This is a genomic window from Anaeromyxobacter paludicola, assembly GCF_023169965.1.
Taxonomy (GTDB): domain Bacteria; phylum Myxococcota; class Myxococcia; order Myxococcales; family Anaeromyxobacteraceae; genus Anaeromyxobacter_B; species Anaeromyxobacter_B paludicola.
On sequence record NZ_AP025592.1, the window covers coordinates 1,900,016 to 1,916,981 of the forward strand.

At 61.8% G+C, this 16,966-nt stretch carries 7 protein-coding genes; all 7 read left to right on the forward strand.

The window, feature by feature from the left end; genetic code table 11:
- Positions 1–25: 25 nt before the first annotated feature.
- On the forward strand, positions 26–661 hold the full coding sequence (locus tag AMPC_RS08880) for a hypothetical protein (RefSeq protein ID WP_248345788.1): 636 nt from the start codon (positions 26–28) through the stop codon (positions 659–661).
- A 460-nt stretch (positions 662–1,121) separates the two neighbouring features.
- Positions 1,122–4,226, forward strand: a complete 3,105-nt coding sequence (gene dpdE, locus AMPC_RS08885; RefSeq protein WP_248345789.1) for a protein DpdE — start codon at positions 1,122–1,124, stop codon at positions 4,224–4,226.
- Positions 4,223–6,721, forward strand: a complete 2,499-nt coding sequence (dpdF, locus tag AMPC_RS08890) for a protein DpdF (protein ID WP_263009641.1) — start codon at positions 4,223–4,225, stop codon at positions 6,719–6,721. Before dpdE ends, dpdF begins: the two co-directional genes overlap by 4 nt.
- 149 nt (positions 6,722–6,870) lie before the next feature.
- A complete protein-coding gene (locus tag AMPC_RS08895) occupies positions 6,871–7,623 on the forward strand; it encodes a hypothetical protein (protein ID WP_248345791.1) in 753 nt (250 codons plus the stop codon).
- Positions 7,620–10,676, forward strand: a complete 3,057-nt coding sequence (gene dpdH / locus AMPC_RS08900) for a protein DpdH (RefSeq protein ID WP_248345792.1) — start codon at positions 7,620–7,622, stop codon at positions 10,674–10,676. Before AMPC_RS08895 ends, dpdH begins: the two co-directional genes overlap by 4 nt.
- Complete coding sequence (locus AMPC_RS08905; protein ID WP_248345793.1) at positions 10,676–11,425, forward strand: hypothetical protein; 750 nt, start codon at positions 10,676–10,678, stop codon at positions 11,423–11,425. The genes dpdH and AMPC_RS08905 overlap by 1 nt, the downstream gene beginning before the upstream one ends.
- Positions 11,426–11,446: 21 nt before the next feature.
- Positions 11,447–16,957, forward strand: a complete 5,511-nt coding sequence (locus AMPC_RS08910; RefSeq protein WP_248345794.1) for a DEAD/DEAH box helicase family protein — start codon at positions 11,447–11,449, stop codon at positions 16,955–16,957.
- Positions 16,958–16,966: the final 9 nt, after the last annotated feature.

The window sequence follows — 16,966 nt, forward strand, 5'->3', positions numbered from 1 at the left end:
GGGCCCCAACGGAGACGCGATGCCCATGACTGCCGCGAAGCTCGCAACCGAGGTTCAGTCGATCATGTCGCAGGTGCTCGTGCACCAGCGCCAGCGATGGGCCACGGCGGTCGCTCACCAGAGAGGCTACGAGGCTTGGTGGAAGGTCGAATTCGCCACGGCCCTTGAATCGTGGTGCTGGCGAGCCGACGACTCCGGATTTGGCGTCCTGCCTGAGGCGCGCTTCTCGGACTTTGGCCTGAGGACGGACCAGGCCGCCGACATTCTCGTCGCGCCATGGAACTCGAAAGAAGGCTCGATACGGCGCGACGAGTACCCGCGCGTTTGGGTCGAGTTGAAAGAACGGGGGACGTGGTGGGGGGGGCCTGCTAAAGCGTTCGGTCCTGCGAACAAAGGCCTTCTTTCAGACTTTGAGAAACTGGAGACGCAGGCCTGGAGCGATGACGAGGTCGCCATTGCATGTCAGATTGTGACGCACGACGGAACCATCGACGAGCGCCTTCCAAGATCGTGGCTAGACGCACTGAACGGCTTCGAAATGAAGCACCGTAGGATGGCACACCACGCGGCTGTGGGGTTCCCGCTTGGTCGGGACGCAGAAGGCGTGCCGCGGGTGAGATGGACGAGCCTCTATTTTTTTCAGGTTCGAGGAATCCTATAGAGCATCGCCCGTAATTCGCGACAACGCTTCGCGACCCGCGTCGCGGATCGCAGAGAGAAGGAGCGGCAGGGATAGAGAAGGCCGGAACGATGAACGGGAAGTTCGTGCTTCTTCCGACCCGGCACCACGCGAACGGGGCGGTACAGGCGCTCGGCTTCGGAACCTAATCGGCGCTATACACACTACCGGAGGCTCGCGAGCGCGCCGGTGTTGCACCGACGACCACGTCAGCGACAACGTACCGACCGTCATTTTCCCACTGCGCGTCCGCCCGCTTGACCCCTGTCACCAGGGGTTTGCTCGCGCAGTGTCATACGACAGGGGAAACTCGCAGCACGACCCCGCCCTCCCGCCCTTGCCCGCTCCCCGTTGGCTCTTTATTCGCCTGTCCGCCCGGCGCGTACGGTATGATCGAAAGCGACGTTAAGGTGTCGTTCGGCCCTCGGGCGTGGGGGATTCCGTGATCGGTCGGAAGGTTGTTGCACGCAGCGCAGTGGAACTGGGGTTGGGAGAGATCGCGTCTTCTCCCGACGCAAAGCAGTTCGTACAGGTCGACTTCTATGTCGGCCCCGTCAACAAAGTCTCCCGCCGATTCCCGAAGCAGGTCCTTGTCCCCGCACTTATTCCGGCCCAGACGCGCTGCTACTTCGCGAACTCGAGTGCTACTCACCTCGGTCGCGTCCTTGGGGTCGCGGACGGCGCGGCGGAGAGAGCCTACGCGGTCCATTTCCCGAACGGAACCGAGCGCGTTCTTAAGGAGACGGAGTTCCACGTCCGATCCCACCTGAGCGGTTCGGATCCTGTCGACACGCTCGCTGCCCTTGCTCACGAGTCGCCGTACCTGTTCGACCGACGAAACAGGTGGCTCCGGGAGTACTTCAAGCAGGAATCTGCCACTCGAGGACTCATCGGACTCGTATCATCGAAGATTGAACTGTTCCCGCATCAGGTCGAGGTCGTTCGGCGCGTTCTGAGCGATCCGACGGTCCGCTTTCTTCTGGCTGACGAGGTCGGACTCGGAAAGACCATCGAAGCAGGGGCGATTCTTCGGCAACTGAGTCTCGACGCCCCCGACCTGAAGATTGAAGTGTTTGTGCCGCGCCCACTAGTCCAACAGTGGACGAAAGAGCTCGAGGACCGATTCGGCATCCTCGAAGCGGAAGTTCACGAGCACGAAGAACTGAAGATCCAGCCCGCGACCTCGGCTGGGGTCATCGTTATCGACGAAGCACATCGGATCGTCGACGACGAATTCTATCGAGCAGTTCGCGCCCGTACCCATCCCAAGCAGACAAAGCACCTCCTCCTTCTTTCTGCAACTCCGGTCCTACACCACGAGAAGCAACTCCTCGCGCTGCTTGAACTGCTCGACCCCGACCAGTTCCGCCTGGAGGACCTGGACTCATTTTGCCGCCAACTTGAAGGAAGGAAGGACCTCGGTCGCACCCTCCTGGCCCTTTCGAGGACCTCTCAGCCCGCATTCATTCTTCGGCACGTGCGCCGGTGCGCCGAACTTCTGCCTGATGACCCTGTTGTCACGCGAATCGCCGCTGAATGCGCAGCGGCACCGAAGGACACAGATCGCGTCTCATCTCTGTCGTCGTCTCTTCGCATCCACCTGACAGAGAGCTATCGCCTTCATCGACGTCTGTTGCGCACGCGTCGCGCTGTGCTTCTCGAAGAAGGCGACCTGCAGCAACGTCGCGTCGAGCAACCGCCGGTCGCCGATTCCGCGGGAACGGCGTTTCGTGACCTGTGGCTTGCACTCGACGAATGGCGCAGCCAGGCATCGGCGTTCGCGCACGAGAAGGGTCCCGAAACTCACAAACGTCTCGTCCGGGAGTATCTGGAACTCGCCGCGCTCGTTGCAGCCCGCCCCGGTGCGCTACCCGATGCGGTGAAGCGTAGGCAGCCCAGGTTCCCAGCAGAAGCGATCGCTCTTGAGCAATTGGCCGTCCATGCGCGCCGGATCCCGAAGGACACCCGACTGCGCTCTCTGAGCGAAGTTCTGCGTAAACTCGACACAGGGCGTTGGGTGGGGTTCCTCACGGACACGAAAGCCGTTGCAGAGACCGCCCAGTCACTCGCGAAGCTTTGGGGAGGGAAGATCTTCACACTCACGGCCGATCACGACCCGGAGGAGTGCGCGGAAACGCTCGATGCGTTCCTCTCGTCCAGTCGTGCTCTTCTCTTGGCGGATCATACGGCCGAGGAAGGGCTCAATCTTCAGTCAGCGGATGGCGTCTTCCAGTTGGACCTACCGTTCGCGCCGATGCGCGTCGAACAGCGCCTCGGCCGCCTCGACCGCCTCGACCGAGTGAAACTGATCCGATGCTTCTCGTTCTTGTCGACCACGGACTCGGCCGTAGCCTTTGATGCAGCTTGGTACGAGGTGCTTAGCAAGGGCCTGGGCGTCTTCCGCGCGTCGGTTGCGGACCTTCAGTTCCTCGTCGAGAAGGAAGTCACTCGACTGTCTCGCCTCGCTTTTGATGGAGGACCTCAGGCACTCGTCGCAGAATCAGCTGCGATCGCCGCTCGACTCGATGCGGAGCGAGAGGCGGCGGCCGAGCAGGACATCCTTGATGGTCTCTACGTAGGTGACCTTCGGAAGTCTGCTGTGTGGGAATCGATCGAAGAGGCTGACCAGGATGAGGTCGAATTCGGCAACGCGCTCGTGGATTACTGTGAGGACTGCCTGCGTCTCAAGGCATGGAAGAAGGATGGTGGTGCACGGGCCGGTGTCGCTATTCAGTTCCAGCGTCACAAGAACGAACAGGATCCCCTGATTCCTGCGGAGATGCTGACGGCCCTTGGGATGGCCGCTACAACACCGGGGACGGCGAATCGCTCGCTCGCAGCGAAGCGTATCGATCTTGAACTGTTTCGCCCGGGCCAAGTGCTCGTAGATGAGGTCCGGAAGATCGCGGAGTGGGATGAACGCGGTCAGGCATTCGCGATGTGGCGCAAAGCACCTGCCTTCCAGGAACCCCGACTTGTTTTTCGCGTCACCGTCCGCTCGCAGGTGCGTCTTCAGGCGGTTGAGGAGCGGCTAGAGAAGATGAACTGGGACCCGATCTCGCGTGAGTCCCTATACCGCCTTCTGCTCAGTTGGGTTCCCACTCAGGAGACTGAGGTGCTCTTGAACTCGGACGGAACCGGCGCAACTGAAGATGTCGCTCACCTCTGCTCGCTTCCCTACCGGAACACCTCTGACATCAACCTGGGCGGGAAGCGCGCGCCCACCCTCACGAAACTCACCGGCGAAGCAGCGTGGGGCACGCTCTGCCGCGAAATGGCCCAACTGGCTCGTGATGCGGTTCACCAGAGTGGACGCTACCAGCAGCAACTGATGGAGGGGCGCCGCCTCGCCGCCGAGCATTTCGAGATGGTTCTTTCCCGGCTTCGCGCGCGGGCCGTCCGAAGCGGAACAACTGAACCGGGTCCAGAACTCCAGAACCAACAGACGCTCCGTGAACTCGTGTTCGGCGTTCTCGAGCATCCGTCACATGAAGTGGACACGATCGGAGTGTACGTCCTGTCTCGAGAACCGGTCTGTCAGCGATGAACGATTCGTCTTCATTGTTGGACTGGCTCGACCGCGCTTGGCGCGATGCTGGGGGGGCGATTGAGTCTGAGCCTTCTCAACAGGGCCCCGCGCCACATCGTCGTCTCATCGCGGCCCGCGTGCAGCACCGGCGGGGAGATTCGCCACTGAACGGACGCGATCTGGCTTCGCTCGTCCGAGCGGTGGCACTATGGGAACAGTCGCGTAACGGCCCGGGATACGGAACCCGCGTGCCGATCGACGTCGTAGAAAGCATCGATCCGGCCTTCCTGAACGATGCCGCTCTGACCGTCCTCCGCCGCGAGGGGGCCTACGCGTGGGTCGGGGCGCGGGAGTGGAGACCACCATGGCTCATCTCGGGTGACGGGGTCGGCCCCGAGGCAGGGCTGTACGACGGGCAAGCGCGGCGCAACGATCCCCGAGAGCCGCCTGATCCCCCGCTGCTGACGTTCGGTTGGGGGAGTTACCACTCACGCGCTCAGCGGAGTTCGGTTCGCACCGTTCTCTCCGCTCCTCCGGGAAGCACGGTTATCGTCAACTTCCCGACGGGGAGCGGGAAGAGCTTGTGTTTCCTTCTGCCGTCCCTGATGCCCCTTCCCGACGAAAGCGGGCTGAGGGGCGTAACTCCGATCGTTGTACCGACCGTAGCGCTCGCACTAGACCTCGAGAAGCGGGTCCGCTCCCGCGTCGAACACGCAACCGCCTACCGGCCCGGTTCTCCGGAAGCCGACAACATTGCCGCGCGCATTCGAGCAGGTATCCAAGGGCCCGTGTTCGTAGCACCGGAGTCCCTCACGGGCGCACTGCAGCTGCCTTTCATGGATGCCGCGCGGTCGGGTTTTCTCAAGTACTTCGTGGTCGATGAAGCCCACATGATCACTGCCTGGGGGGACGATTTCCGTCCGGCGTTCCAGCACATCGCCGCGCTCCGAAACGAACTACTCCGCGCTAGTAAGATCCCTTTCATTACTCTCCTGATGTCGGCCACCCTCACCGGCTACAGCCTTCGTGCGCTCTTCGACCTGTTCCGCCACCCGGGACCGGTCAAACAAGTTCACGCGGTGCGGCTACGACCGGAGCCCGCTTATTGGCTTCGCAAGGCCCGCAACGAGGATGAGCGTCGAGGCTTCGTTTGCGAAGCCGTTCACCATCTGCCTCGGCCTCTCATTCTCTACGTGACGCGGAGAGCCCATGCCGTCGCTTGGCGAGACCGGCTGGTCGAACTCGGATACCGTCGGGTCGGCATGATGCACGGTGACACTGACGACGATACCCGCGCTCGCCTGCTTCGAGACTGGGACTCAGACGCGCTCGACATCATGGTCGCCACCTCGGCCTTCGGCCTTGGCGTCGACAAGCCAGACGTTCGCTCGGTCATTCACGCGACATGCCCGGAGGACATCGATCGCTTCTATCAAGACGTCGGGCGGACCGGACGGGACGGACATTCATCGATTTCGCTGATGGTCTGGACCGATGCAGACGTGAAGACAGCTCGCAGTCTCGCGATTCCGACGTTCATCGGCATCGAACGAGGACGAGAACGGTGGGACGCCATGTTCGCGTCCAAGGAGCGCTCCGCTCTCGACGGGTTCCATTTCGATGTCCCTCTTGATGTCTCGCCTGACATCGACATGGAGAACGACGAGAACGAACGCTGGAACCTGAGAACGCTTCTGCTGATGAGTCGGGCGGGAATGATCGACGTCCACGGGACGAGAATCACCCAGAGCCGCCGCTGGGTCACCGTTGGGATCGAGGCCGAAGGCCTTCTGGAACCCAAACAGTGGGAAACAAAGGTCGAACCGCTCCGCACAGACCTGCTGGAGTCGAATCGCAAGGCCTGGGATGGCCTTCAGGAACTACTCGAAGCGAAGACATGCTTCGCGAAATCGTTCAAGCAAGCGTATTCGGTCGATGCGTACGACGTGAACGTCGTGGAAGCCTGCGGAGGGTGCCCGCAATGCCGGGCACAGGGAACGGCACCGCACTGCGGTCACCTGTTCGCCCGTACGGAAGACCCCAAGCCATGGCCGTCCGCACCGGTCGGTGCGGAGCTCAGGGGGTGGCTCTCGAAGTCATCCACCGGGTTCATCTTCTTTGACCCGCGGGACGCGCACGACCTCGTGCCGACTCTCGCGCCTGTCGTGGAGTGGGCCTGCGCTCAAGGAATCCGGAACATCATCGTCCGCAACGAGTACCGCGAAACGTGGACCGCCGTCCTACGTCCACTCGGGAGAAGGCCGCTCTTCGTTTCCGATACTATTCCGCGAGGGGTCGAGCAGGCACAGGCAACGCTCGTCCTCGCAACGGGGACCTTTCATCGAGAGTGGTCGAGCGAGTGGGCGGCCGCTCTTGCGCTCAACTCCGTGACGATCTTCGCGCTGCCTCATGACTCGCGCGATCCAACTGATCCCAGGCGGCTTCTCGTTGAGACCGCTCTACGGATTCCGCATCTCTCGATCGCGGAGTGGAGGGAACAGTACCTGGTATGAAGATCTACACACATTTCGAGGCCGTCCCGAGCCGCGTTCTCGGAGTACTTCGCCTTCTCCGCTCCGCGGGAACTCAGGGAGTCCCGGACGAATCCATTACGCGTCTGCTTCAGCCGCTCCCTTTGCGAAGGGACAACGACGCAGACACGATGAGTACGAAGACGTTGGCTGCCCTTAAGGAACTCTCGTCAGACGGTCATGCACTCATCGACGAACGAGCGGACAAGCGTGGACGCGTCGGTCTGGTTCTGGCGGATTCACTCCTCGCCGTTCCCGACGACGGGTTCGACTCCGCCGCGCGTGCAGCGATCAAGCGCGCCGTGTTGAGGCCGACAGTTGGGGGTCTTCCGAACCAGTTCGTCGATGTGATGGCTTGGATGTCCTGGCTCCCCGCCTGTTCCATGCCTGAGGACCACGCTGCCTTCAAACTGCGCCTGGCGGCGAGTGGCCTCGATTTGGACGCGTACGGTCTCGGAAACGATCAGCGTTGGGACAACGTGATCTACTGGGGAAGATTCACCGGACTCTTGTGGCAGAGAACGCGCGAAGCGTGCGCCGGAGTTGTAGCAGACGCCACAACCTTCCTGCGCGAAGCGACGAACGTCATCTTCGCTTCGAACTCCACCCTGCAGGTACATGAATTTCGAACCCGCCTGGGAGAAGCCTGCTCCGCGCTGGATGGCGGGGCGAGCAGTACTCGCATCGCTTCGGTGATGGCTTCGAGACAAGTGATCGGCGACGACCACGAAACGCGCCTTTCGCCATCGGTCTGTCTCGCCCTGCGTACTCTCAAGCAAGCGGGAGCGCTCGACTACGGGTGCCCGGACGACCAGCGAAAGTTCTTACTCATGACCGGAAACGAGAAGATCTCCTTTGTCTCACGCGGGAGCGCCACGCCGTGAGCCCGCTCAAGGACTCGGTCACCCCCTCGGCGATCTGCTGGGACCCCTCAAGTCGTTCGGAGGTGATGGATACAATTGCGTTGAATGTTCCGGACCCCGTATTCCGAGCGACCCATTCGCCGAGTTTCATCCAGCAGCAGGGGGCGCGTGCTGGAGCTTTTGTCTCTCTGAGCGAAGCAACGTTCCTTTCCGACTTCCTCGATGCCAAGCACAACCATGTGTTTGATATTGCGGTTGGCGACAACGGGACCGGGAAGTCTCACTTCATCAAGTGGCTCTACCTCGAAATACAGAAGCGGATTCGTGACGAACAGGCGCCCTACTGGCTCGTTCTCGTCCCTCGCTCGAGTTCCAACTTGGCAGACGTTGTGGCCCGTGTACTTGCGGGATTCCACGGTGAGATAGTCACACGTCTTTCGGAGGAACTGAAGAAGCACCACAAACTCGATCTTGGACAGGCCAAGAACCGCGTCATCGACGAACTCGCCTATGTCCTGGAACTTCCAGAGACTCCTAGACCCGGCGACGGGCTCGAGAGCGAAGAGGAGAGCCTGGTCCGAACCGGCCTACCCGCGCTCGTACGCGATCAGGCACTCCGAGCGGTCCTGATTTCTCGAGACGACGGCGTCGTGACCCGCGTCGCTCGTCACGTTCTTGGGCAGCGCGAACGGGCCGGCGATGACGATGAACTCCGCTGGAAGCCCGACGACTTCTTGTTCACCGCAGCGCAAGCTGAGCGCTCCGGGGGAGACGCCCGCGAACTCAGTTATCTGCTCCGGGACGACGAGCGCCTCCGGGGTATTGCCGCGACTCTGGTCAACCGAAGCCAGCCTCAGGCTCTCCGACAGCTCCTTCGCTTCAAGTCGGGAGACATGAAGGCGGCCCTGACCGAGATTCGACAGGAACTTCTAGTCCGTGGGAAGGAACTAGTTCTCCTCATCGAGGATCTCTCCATCACAGAGGGACTCGACGCCGAACTCGTTGAGGCATTGCAGATTCGCACGATCGATAGCGGGACCACGTTGTGCCGCCTGCGAAGCATCGTCGGAGTCACGAACGACGACTACGCGCGCATGCGGGAGAACATCGCTGAGGGGCGCACGCATCGCACGGTGTTCTTCAATATGCCGGTTGGGGGCAACGAGGGCCGCGGCGTTACGCGCCGCGATTTGGACGCATTCGCTTCGCGGTACCTCAATGCCTCGCGTTACGCGAAGGCAGAACTCGAGTCGTGGAGCGCCTCCGCAAGCGGAGGCGAACTCCCTTCCGCATGCGATGAATGCTCGGCTCGCATTCACTGCCACAAGAACTTTGGCGAGGTCGACGGAAGGGGACTTTTCCCGTTCACTGCCGCCTCGGTGTCCCGCCTGTATGACCAGGTTGCGTCATCGCGCTCCCGCGCGGATCGAGCGTTCAATCCGCGCATTCTGGTAGGCAGAGTCTTGAACGGTGTGATGGAGGAGGCAGAACAGTCGCTTCGCTCCGGCACCTATCCTCGCGGCACGCTCTTGGACTCTTTCGGCCTTCACAACGTCCGTTCGGACGTTGAACTCGAACTCCAGTCGTTCGGCGAGGAGGCCTCGCGGTTGAGGCGGGCGATCGAACTCTACTCGCCCGATCCCTCGTCACCTCAACCCTTTTTTTCAAGCGGGATCAGCGCTGCCCTCGGTCTTCCGGTCCTCTCCTGGAAAGCTTCAGCGCCTCCCAAGGGACCTTCAGGGCCCTCTCCGACGTCTTCCGGCAAGACCGGGTCGGGGTCGCAAGAGGGAACGCGTGGACGAGAGACCGAGAAGCAGACCGCTACGCCTTCCCTCGACCTCTTCGATCGGTGGCGGCAGGGGGAAGCACTGCCGGATGCCGACCTCAACCGGTGGCGATCGGCTGTCCATTCGGCGGTCTGTGGCTGGATCGATTGGGATGGAGACGGTATCGCGCACGCGTACTCCCGATTTAAGAATGTGGGGATCTACTTCGAGGGTCAGTTCACACAACGGGGTCGGACCGACGTCCCACTTGAGATTGGGCGTTCGCCGGAGACTGCGCTCACGTTGAGAGCGCTTGTCAATGGCCTCGATCGTGACCCTGCCAAGGCCGAGAAGCAGTTGGTGTTGGTGCGGCGCTCCGTTGAAACCTGGGCAACAGTGGTCACCGATCAGATACGCCGGTTGATCTCCCACTCTGGAACTCCGTCCCCGCTCCAACTGGCGGCGCACACACTGGCTCTCGGGGCGCTCGTTCGCGGACTTGTCCGCCCGGACTCGAAACCCGAAGACCACATTGCAGCTGCCCTGACCCCCTGGCCCGAAGAAAAGGATCGACCGAGCAAGCGATCCTCGGCATGGATGGCTTTGTGGGATGCATTTTCGAACCATCACGAGGCGGTTCTTGAACTGGTGACACAGGCGATCGCATGCACGAAGGGGCGAAGGGCCGGCTCTTTCATCGACTCTTCTCGGATCCAGGACGCCATCGCGGCCGCGTTTCAGACGGGGGTACCGCTTTCTGCCCCTCCTGAGGCCTCGGCCTGGTCCTACTGGAAAGACATCAGGGAACTCGCCACCTCTGTTTCGAATACTTTCGCGAGTGCGGTTGCATCGGAGCGCGCTTACGCAGAAGGCCTTCGTGCTGAGTTGTCCGCATCGCTCGGAAGTTCGGACGTAAAGACCGTCGCGGTCCAGGTCCAGCAGGCAGTTCACGCTGCCCTCGCAGCTGACATCCTCCGTAGCGGTGGCGCGCCGAACGTAAAGAACGAGGACCTCGAACGTTGGACCGCGCAGAGCGGGGCGCCTCGGATCCGCGAAGTTGAAAACGTGTCCGGCTCCTCACCGCCTTCCGTGTTGTACGCACTCGCGCGACTAGACCGGCCGTACTTCGAAGACCTTTCGCGTTTTCTCGATACGGCCACCACGGTATGCAAGGCAAGCCTTCAGTACGCTGAGGGGCGGATGAAGGAGATCGGCCAGGGCACGGACCCAGAGACCTTGGAGGCCGAGGTGTTGGCCCTCGTCGAGTCGATCGGGGCTGACTTGGAGTCGCTTGCGGAGGGATCCTAATGGCCTTAGTGCGCCGAAAGAAGACGGAAGCTGATGCTCCCTCTCCCGGGGCCCTCCTTGAGTACTCAGCCCGTCTAACGAAGGCCTCCTCCGAGGCCGAGACCTGGAAGAAGCGCGAGGGTGACGCGAAGAAGTTACTTGAGCGTCGCGAGGCTCTTCAGCAGTATAAGAGTGCGCTCGCTAGACTTTCCGCCGCCATTCAGGCTTTGCGCACCGTAAAAAGCCTGAAACCGGCGGTTTCCAGCGCCGTGCAGCGGCTCACCCCGCATCGGCGGGCTGCCGAGAAGCTCGTCCAGCGTTGCCGTGCGGACACGGCGTCGATCACTCAAGCCAAGGCGCTCGAAGGTCTCCGGGTCAGCGACTTCGAGGACATCGAGGCAGCGCTGCTAACAGCTTGGTTGGCGTATGCCGGTGCGGAAGAGCAGTCTGGCGTCGAGGTAGTCCTAGAGAAGTTCCCGAAGTTGCGCGGGGCGGCGAAGACCGTATCGGCCGCGCGCGCCGCGCTCAACAAAGAGGCAGAAGTCCTTCCGCGCTCCACCGCGAGCATCGCGGCCTGTGAGACGGCGCGAAAGAAGCTGGCAGAAGCTATGGCTAATGTCGAAGAAGGCGGCATCGACACCGACACGCTCGACTTTCTTCGCTCCTCGTTTACTGGCGTGTCCCTCGACAAGGTGCTGTCCAACAAGCGGATCCTCTCTTGGATCCAGGACAACGACCTCGCGAACCAGTTCGTTGTGCGCAGCCGCTAGGAATTCCCGGACATCATCCCCATGACTACCGACGAACAGGCCGTCCTCCAAGCACTCTACGACGCCGAGCGACCCTTCCTGGAAATGGGCCAGTTCGACGTCTGGTCGACTCCCCAGTCCATTGCTGACGCCCTTCCGGAAGGCAATACTCGCCGGTTCGATGCAACTTGGGTGCGGTCGGTGCTTGAGCGGCTGTGGACGGATCGCAGAGTTTTGCAGGTTCCGATCGGGACTGGGAACTACGCCCTCCAAGACGTGGTCTTGCGAGACCGCGACTCTTTCGGAACCGGCGAATCGCGCCTTCCGGTTGAGCAGAATGACTGCCGAGGCGACGACCCCCACCCGTTCGAGCGCGTTGCTATATACGCTACTTCCGTTGGCACGCAGTACCGGTCTCGTGTTGCCGAAGTGGCGCGACTCCTTGGGCGCAACTACCAGCGCTTCAAAATGCTTCCGAGCACCGGAATGCTGCGGTATGAGCGGCGGCCTCAGAAGCGCCCGGAGTACGTCGTAGACCTCGGCGAACTCGCCAAGCGGCTATCGGCGGAGATCAAGGCCGGTACTCTGTCACTTGAGCCCGATGATACTGCGCACAAACTCGCCGCGAACGTCGATCGGCCACTTCTCACGAAGGCGACGGAAGCTGTCCTGCTTGCGCTCGCGGAGATGTTTGTTTCCCGCGGACAACCTCCATGCCTCGCCCCATTCCAGGAGCGGTCGATCGTCGCGACCCTCTGTGGTCTCTACTCGCCTGGGTTCCGCACGCAGTTTGACGGGCAGGTCGTCACGGCGGGCGTTGGTTCCGGTAAGTCCTTTGCGTTCCAGATCGGCGCCCTCATCCACGTGGCGTATCATGCGCTACGAGGTCTGCGCCGGGTTCGCGTTCTGCTTCTGTACCCGCGCGTCGTTCTGGCGGCGAACCAGTTCCAGGACCTCGAGTTCCTTCTCCATCGCGTCGAACAACGACTCGGTGCGCCGATCGGTCAACCCATTCTCGATGCTGGCGGGCAACTGGCCGAACTCACCGGTGGCGACTCCGGCCCGGTCAAGGGGAAGTTGTTCAACGCGATCAAGGATGCCTACCAGGGAAGTAACCAGATTCTGATCTCGAATCTAGACACCCTTGCAAATCGGCTCGTTCATCCTGAGGCATCCGAGGGGTTGTGCAAAGACCTGGACCTGATCGTGTTCGACGAGGTCCACCTTCTGAGCGGGCTGTATGGAGCTCACGCGCGCATGCTCTTGCGCCGCCTGGCACTGCTCCGGGCGGCATGGACTGAGCGCCGCAAACGGCCAGCGGATCCATTCTCTGCGCTTCTTGGACATTTACATGCCGTTACTCCAGCTTACCTGATTGGCGCCAGCGCGACGATCGCTGAGCCCTGCCAGCATTTCGCTCGACTCGCCTCTCGCGAACCATCACGCTTCCTCCACGTCGACGTAGACAGCCCCGAAGAGACCGGATGGGTTCACCATCTGTTCCTGCGCCAGCGCCCCGAGGCGAGCAGCATGACCGCGGCCACGAACGCGGTGAGTTGCCTCATTCACAATCGACGCGACGGCCTGCATCACGAGTACTACGCCGACGGCGACGGTGGCCTTGCGTCTCTGGATCGCCTCCCCAACCCGGTTCAGCCCGGTAGCGTGGTTGCTCGTCCGACCCCGCTGATTCACAAGACCCTTGGGTTCAGCGACTCGCTCGACGGAGTCAATCGATGGGCTGACCTCGTCCTTGACAATGAACGCTCGAAGTCGATGGCGATGAACAGCAGTCCCAATCCTGCGACTTCGGGACTGCCGTATTTTGTTCGCTTTCAAGAGCCGCTCTGGCGCACCGTTCACCACCTGACCTTTGGTGACAAGACGCCCGTTTGGCAGAAGCGGCTCTTCGCGGAGTACGGATCGCTGTGCCGGGACTGTAAACGTGGCGTCCGCCGCGAGACGGCCAGAGTTCCAGCCGGCCTTACGCAGGCGCAGCGCGACGCCATCCAGCGCCTTTGGGACATCAACCCCGAGAATGGGGAATGCTATCTCAATCGACTCGGGATCGCTTCGGAGCGTTTCGATAACCCGCTTTTCGAGCCGATTCGCGCGATGGCCCAGACCCCGCAGGTCGCTAATCTTGACCGTTGCGGGTTTTTCAGCACGGGGCTGTGTTGGTGGTGGTCGCGGGACCACCTCGGGAATAATCACCCCGAACCGGCAACGGGCGCGCAACCGGTCTCCGGGTTCAAGAAGCCTCAGCAGAATGCGGCCGGGAAGTACATGCCGCTAAACGCCATTCGGACTCGCGCGTTCACATCCAAGTCGGAGTTCGAGGCCGGCAACTCGATCAACGACATCTTCCGGGCGTCGCCGGTCCGTCTCTTCCGGGATCGTGGGTTCGCCGACACGCTGGGCGAGAACTGTTCGTTCGTTATCGGATCACCGCGCATCGAGGTCGGGGTCGACCTCGCGCGGGTTTCCGACGGCATCACGTTCCGTGCAATGCGGGACCCGGCAAGCCTCCAACAGAAGGTCGGACGCGTCGGCCGCGAACGGCAGTCAGACAGCGTTCTTGTCCATGTCGTTACCGAGAACACGCGCGATCATTTCTACGCTCGGAATCCGCGCATCGCGCTGGACCCCGACTATCTCCAGCCGATCCCGCTCCATGAAGGCAACCTGATCGTTGCTCGGAATCACTTCTTCATGGGCCTCTTCGACTTCCTGGTCCTTATGGGAGCGGACCCCGCCGCCGATCGTATTGCCGATGACGGAGACCGAATCGCCCTCATCAACGATCACAAGAACAAGGACTCCTTCAGCGGTTGGGACAGGAAGGTCCAGGCAGTGTACAGGTTCCTGTTCAGCGCTGATCCGAGTTCGGCAGGCCACCGCGCATGCGCAAGTCGCTACCTCGAACTCCTCGGTGCCAGGCCCGGTGACATCGAATGTGCCGGTCATGACGCGAGTCTCGCTCCCGCGGACGCCCCTCTGTCGCGCGAGGCGGGCGCCCTCGATGTTCTTCGGCATGAGTTCGGCCCCAAGTTCTTGCTGACGCCGCTACCGTTCAAGGGCAAGGCGGTCACCCTCGCTGAACTCTGCGCAACGAGATTCAGCCCGCCGTTCAAGGATGTGCCGGGCCTGCCGCGGCACAGCGACTTCTTGCGCGCACTCCCGCAGGACGAACCTCTTCAGAAGCGCTCGTATCTGTTCCAATTGCTGACGCAACCGCTGTTCCGGCGCGGGATCCCGCTCGCGAAGGGACTGCCAGGAAATCAGCCGTACCTCTGGACTCCGAACTTCTTCGAGGCGGTAGGAAAAGAGTACATCCGGATCTTCGATCAGGGTCCGAACTGGCAGAAGGATCTGGCCTACGAGACGTACGGGTTGGCCCTGTCTCTGCTTCCTCCCGGGACGGTCTCGTACCGATACAAGGAAGTGCCACAGAAGGTGCCGGTGAACCGCTGTGGGGCCGTGGGGGTCAACGTAGAAGTCCCGCAACTTGCGGGCGTGCGTCTCGACACGACCAACGCAGAGTTCTTCGAACCTGCGAACTGCCCCGACCTGACCGATGCTGATCTTCCGGTCGAGTTCGGCTCTGAAGGCACGCCGGTTCCGGTCGTAAGGCAGCGACAGATCGGGCTCACTCCTGCGTCGAGCGAACCGCTCATCACGTCTGAGGGCCTCCTCGCAGATGGCGACGAGCGCGCTGCGACCGGGGACCAGGGCATCTTTTCGCTTCCGACGCCGCCCCGCTGTTTTGCGCTTCGCTGGTACCGGATCACGTCTTCCGATTCGGGCGCCTCCTCGATTGCCTGCCGAGTTGCGGAGCGCTTCCGTTCGCCCGGCGGAACGGCGCTTCCGCCGCTCGCGCTGCCGCCTGTGAGTCAGTTGTTCCGCTCCATTACGATCGACCGCCAGATGGCGGTTACCGAGTTTGTCTGGGGTCTCGATCGCCACTTCATGACCCGTCAGGTCGAAGCGGCACGGTTGATCTACCGCGACGCCGACCCCCAGAACTCTCGCCGGGTCGCACTCGGCCACCACTTCGAAACCGTCGGCATGAAGTTCGACATCGACTTCGGTTCCGGCTCCCGTTTGGGTGGGTTCATCGATGAGGTGCTTTCGCGCGAATCCTCACCCGCCTTCCAAGCGCTTCTTGCTCACGCACTGCACGAGTTCCTGGCGGAGTCTGCGACGAACGCGCCAACGCAGGGCACTGGATGGTGGGTCCAGAGAAGCCGGCCCTCTACGTTTACCGTGCGCACTCTGAAGACGATCATCTGGTTCCACCTCCTGGAGAATTGGCACCCCGCACCGAACACGAATAGCCGTCCGACGACACCGCCCAACTTTTCGCTCGACGATGTCGTCGGGTGCTTTACGCCTGGTCACTCTCGCTACATCGACGATGCACGTTTCGAACGCGTTTGCCGTTGGGTCGCGGGCATCCAGAACCTCACGGCGGCGGACGATCGATTGGACACTTTGCTAGGTTACCGTGAGAACTTCCAGTCCGCTGTAGAGAATCGCGCCGGTCTGGATCACTCGCTCTTGCGGCGCACCGCCCGCGACCTCCTTTTGAACGGACTGGGGATCACGCTTCAGTCAACTGCACTACGCGTGACGGGGGCAGAGGATCGCGATCTTTCCTACTTCTACAAGGTCGCGAACGACACGGATGCGTCCATCTTCCTCTTCGATTCAGACGAGACCGGGAATGGCACCATCGATCTTGTCGCTCGGAACTTCTATGTGTCGCCGGTAGAGCGCCTTCTCACCGCCAGACTACGCGCTCTTGGCGGGCAGGCGGATCCACTTCCCACAATCGACTTCATGGACGCGCTCGAGGACGCGCTCCAGGAGTGCGACACGAGCCAGGCCGCGCACCTGGCCTTTCACGGAACTGTCGCCAGCGCAAAGGCGCTTGAAGGGCTCGAGTCGGCCCGGAAGGGCGAACGGCAGATTGCCGGGCCTGTCTTCGACTTCATTTGCAACGGCCTCGGAGCCCCCTCCTTCGATTACACTCTTCTGCTTCAGGCGTGCCCGGAGTTTCTCGCACACGTGAGCGCCTATCCTTGTCACAGCGCTCCCTTGGTCCCGTCGCCGCTCTATCCCAATTTCCAGTCGCTCGAAGCCGCGATGGGATTCTGCGTGGACGGCTGCGTGTCTTGTGTGGTTGCGCCTGAACAGAACCTGCACGGCCCGCTTTCCGCGAAGGACTCGGTCAGCAAGATCCTGCTCGATGCGCTCTATCGAACCCAAGTGTGCGAGCGCGGAGATGAATTCACCAAACTCTTCTACCCGGGAGCCCAGGTCGCTCGCACTGAACTCCACAACTCACTCGCGATTCGCGTTGCGGAGAACCTCGGGCGCAGTCCCTCTCAGTTCCCCCCGTTCACGATCGATCTGAAGGTCGGATCGAAATCCGTTCCCCTGACAGTAGTCCGAGCGACAAGCGTCGGCCCCTGGGCGCGCGTATTCCGTCCGACTTGGGATCCCGCGCCGGCTCCGACTGACCGAGTTCGCCCGCGGATGCCGCTCTAGCCGGGAGAG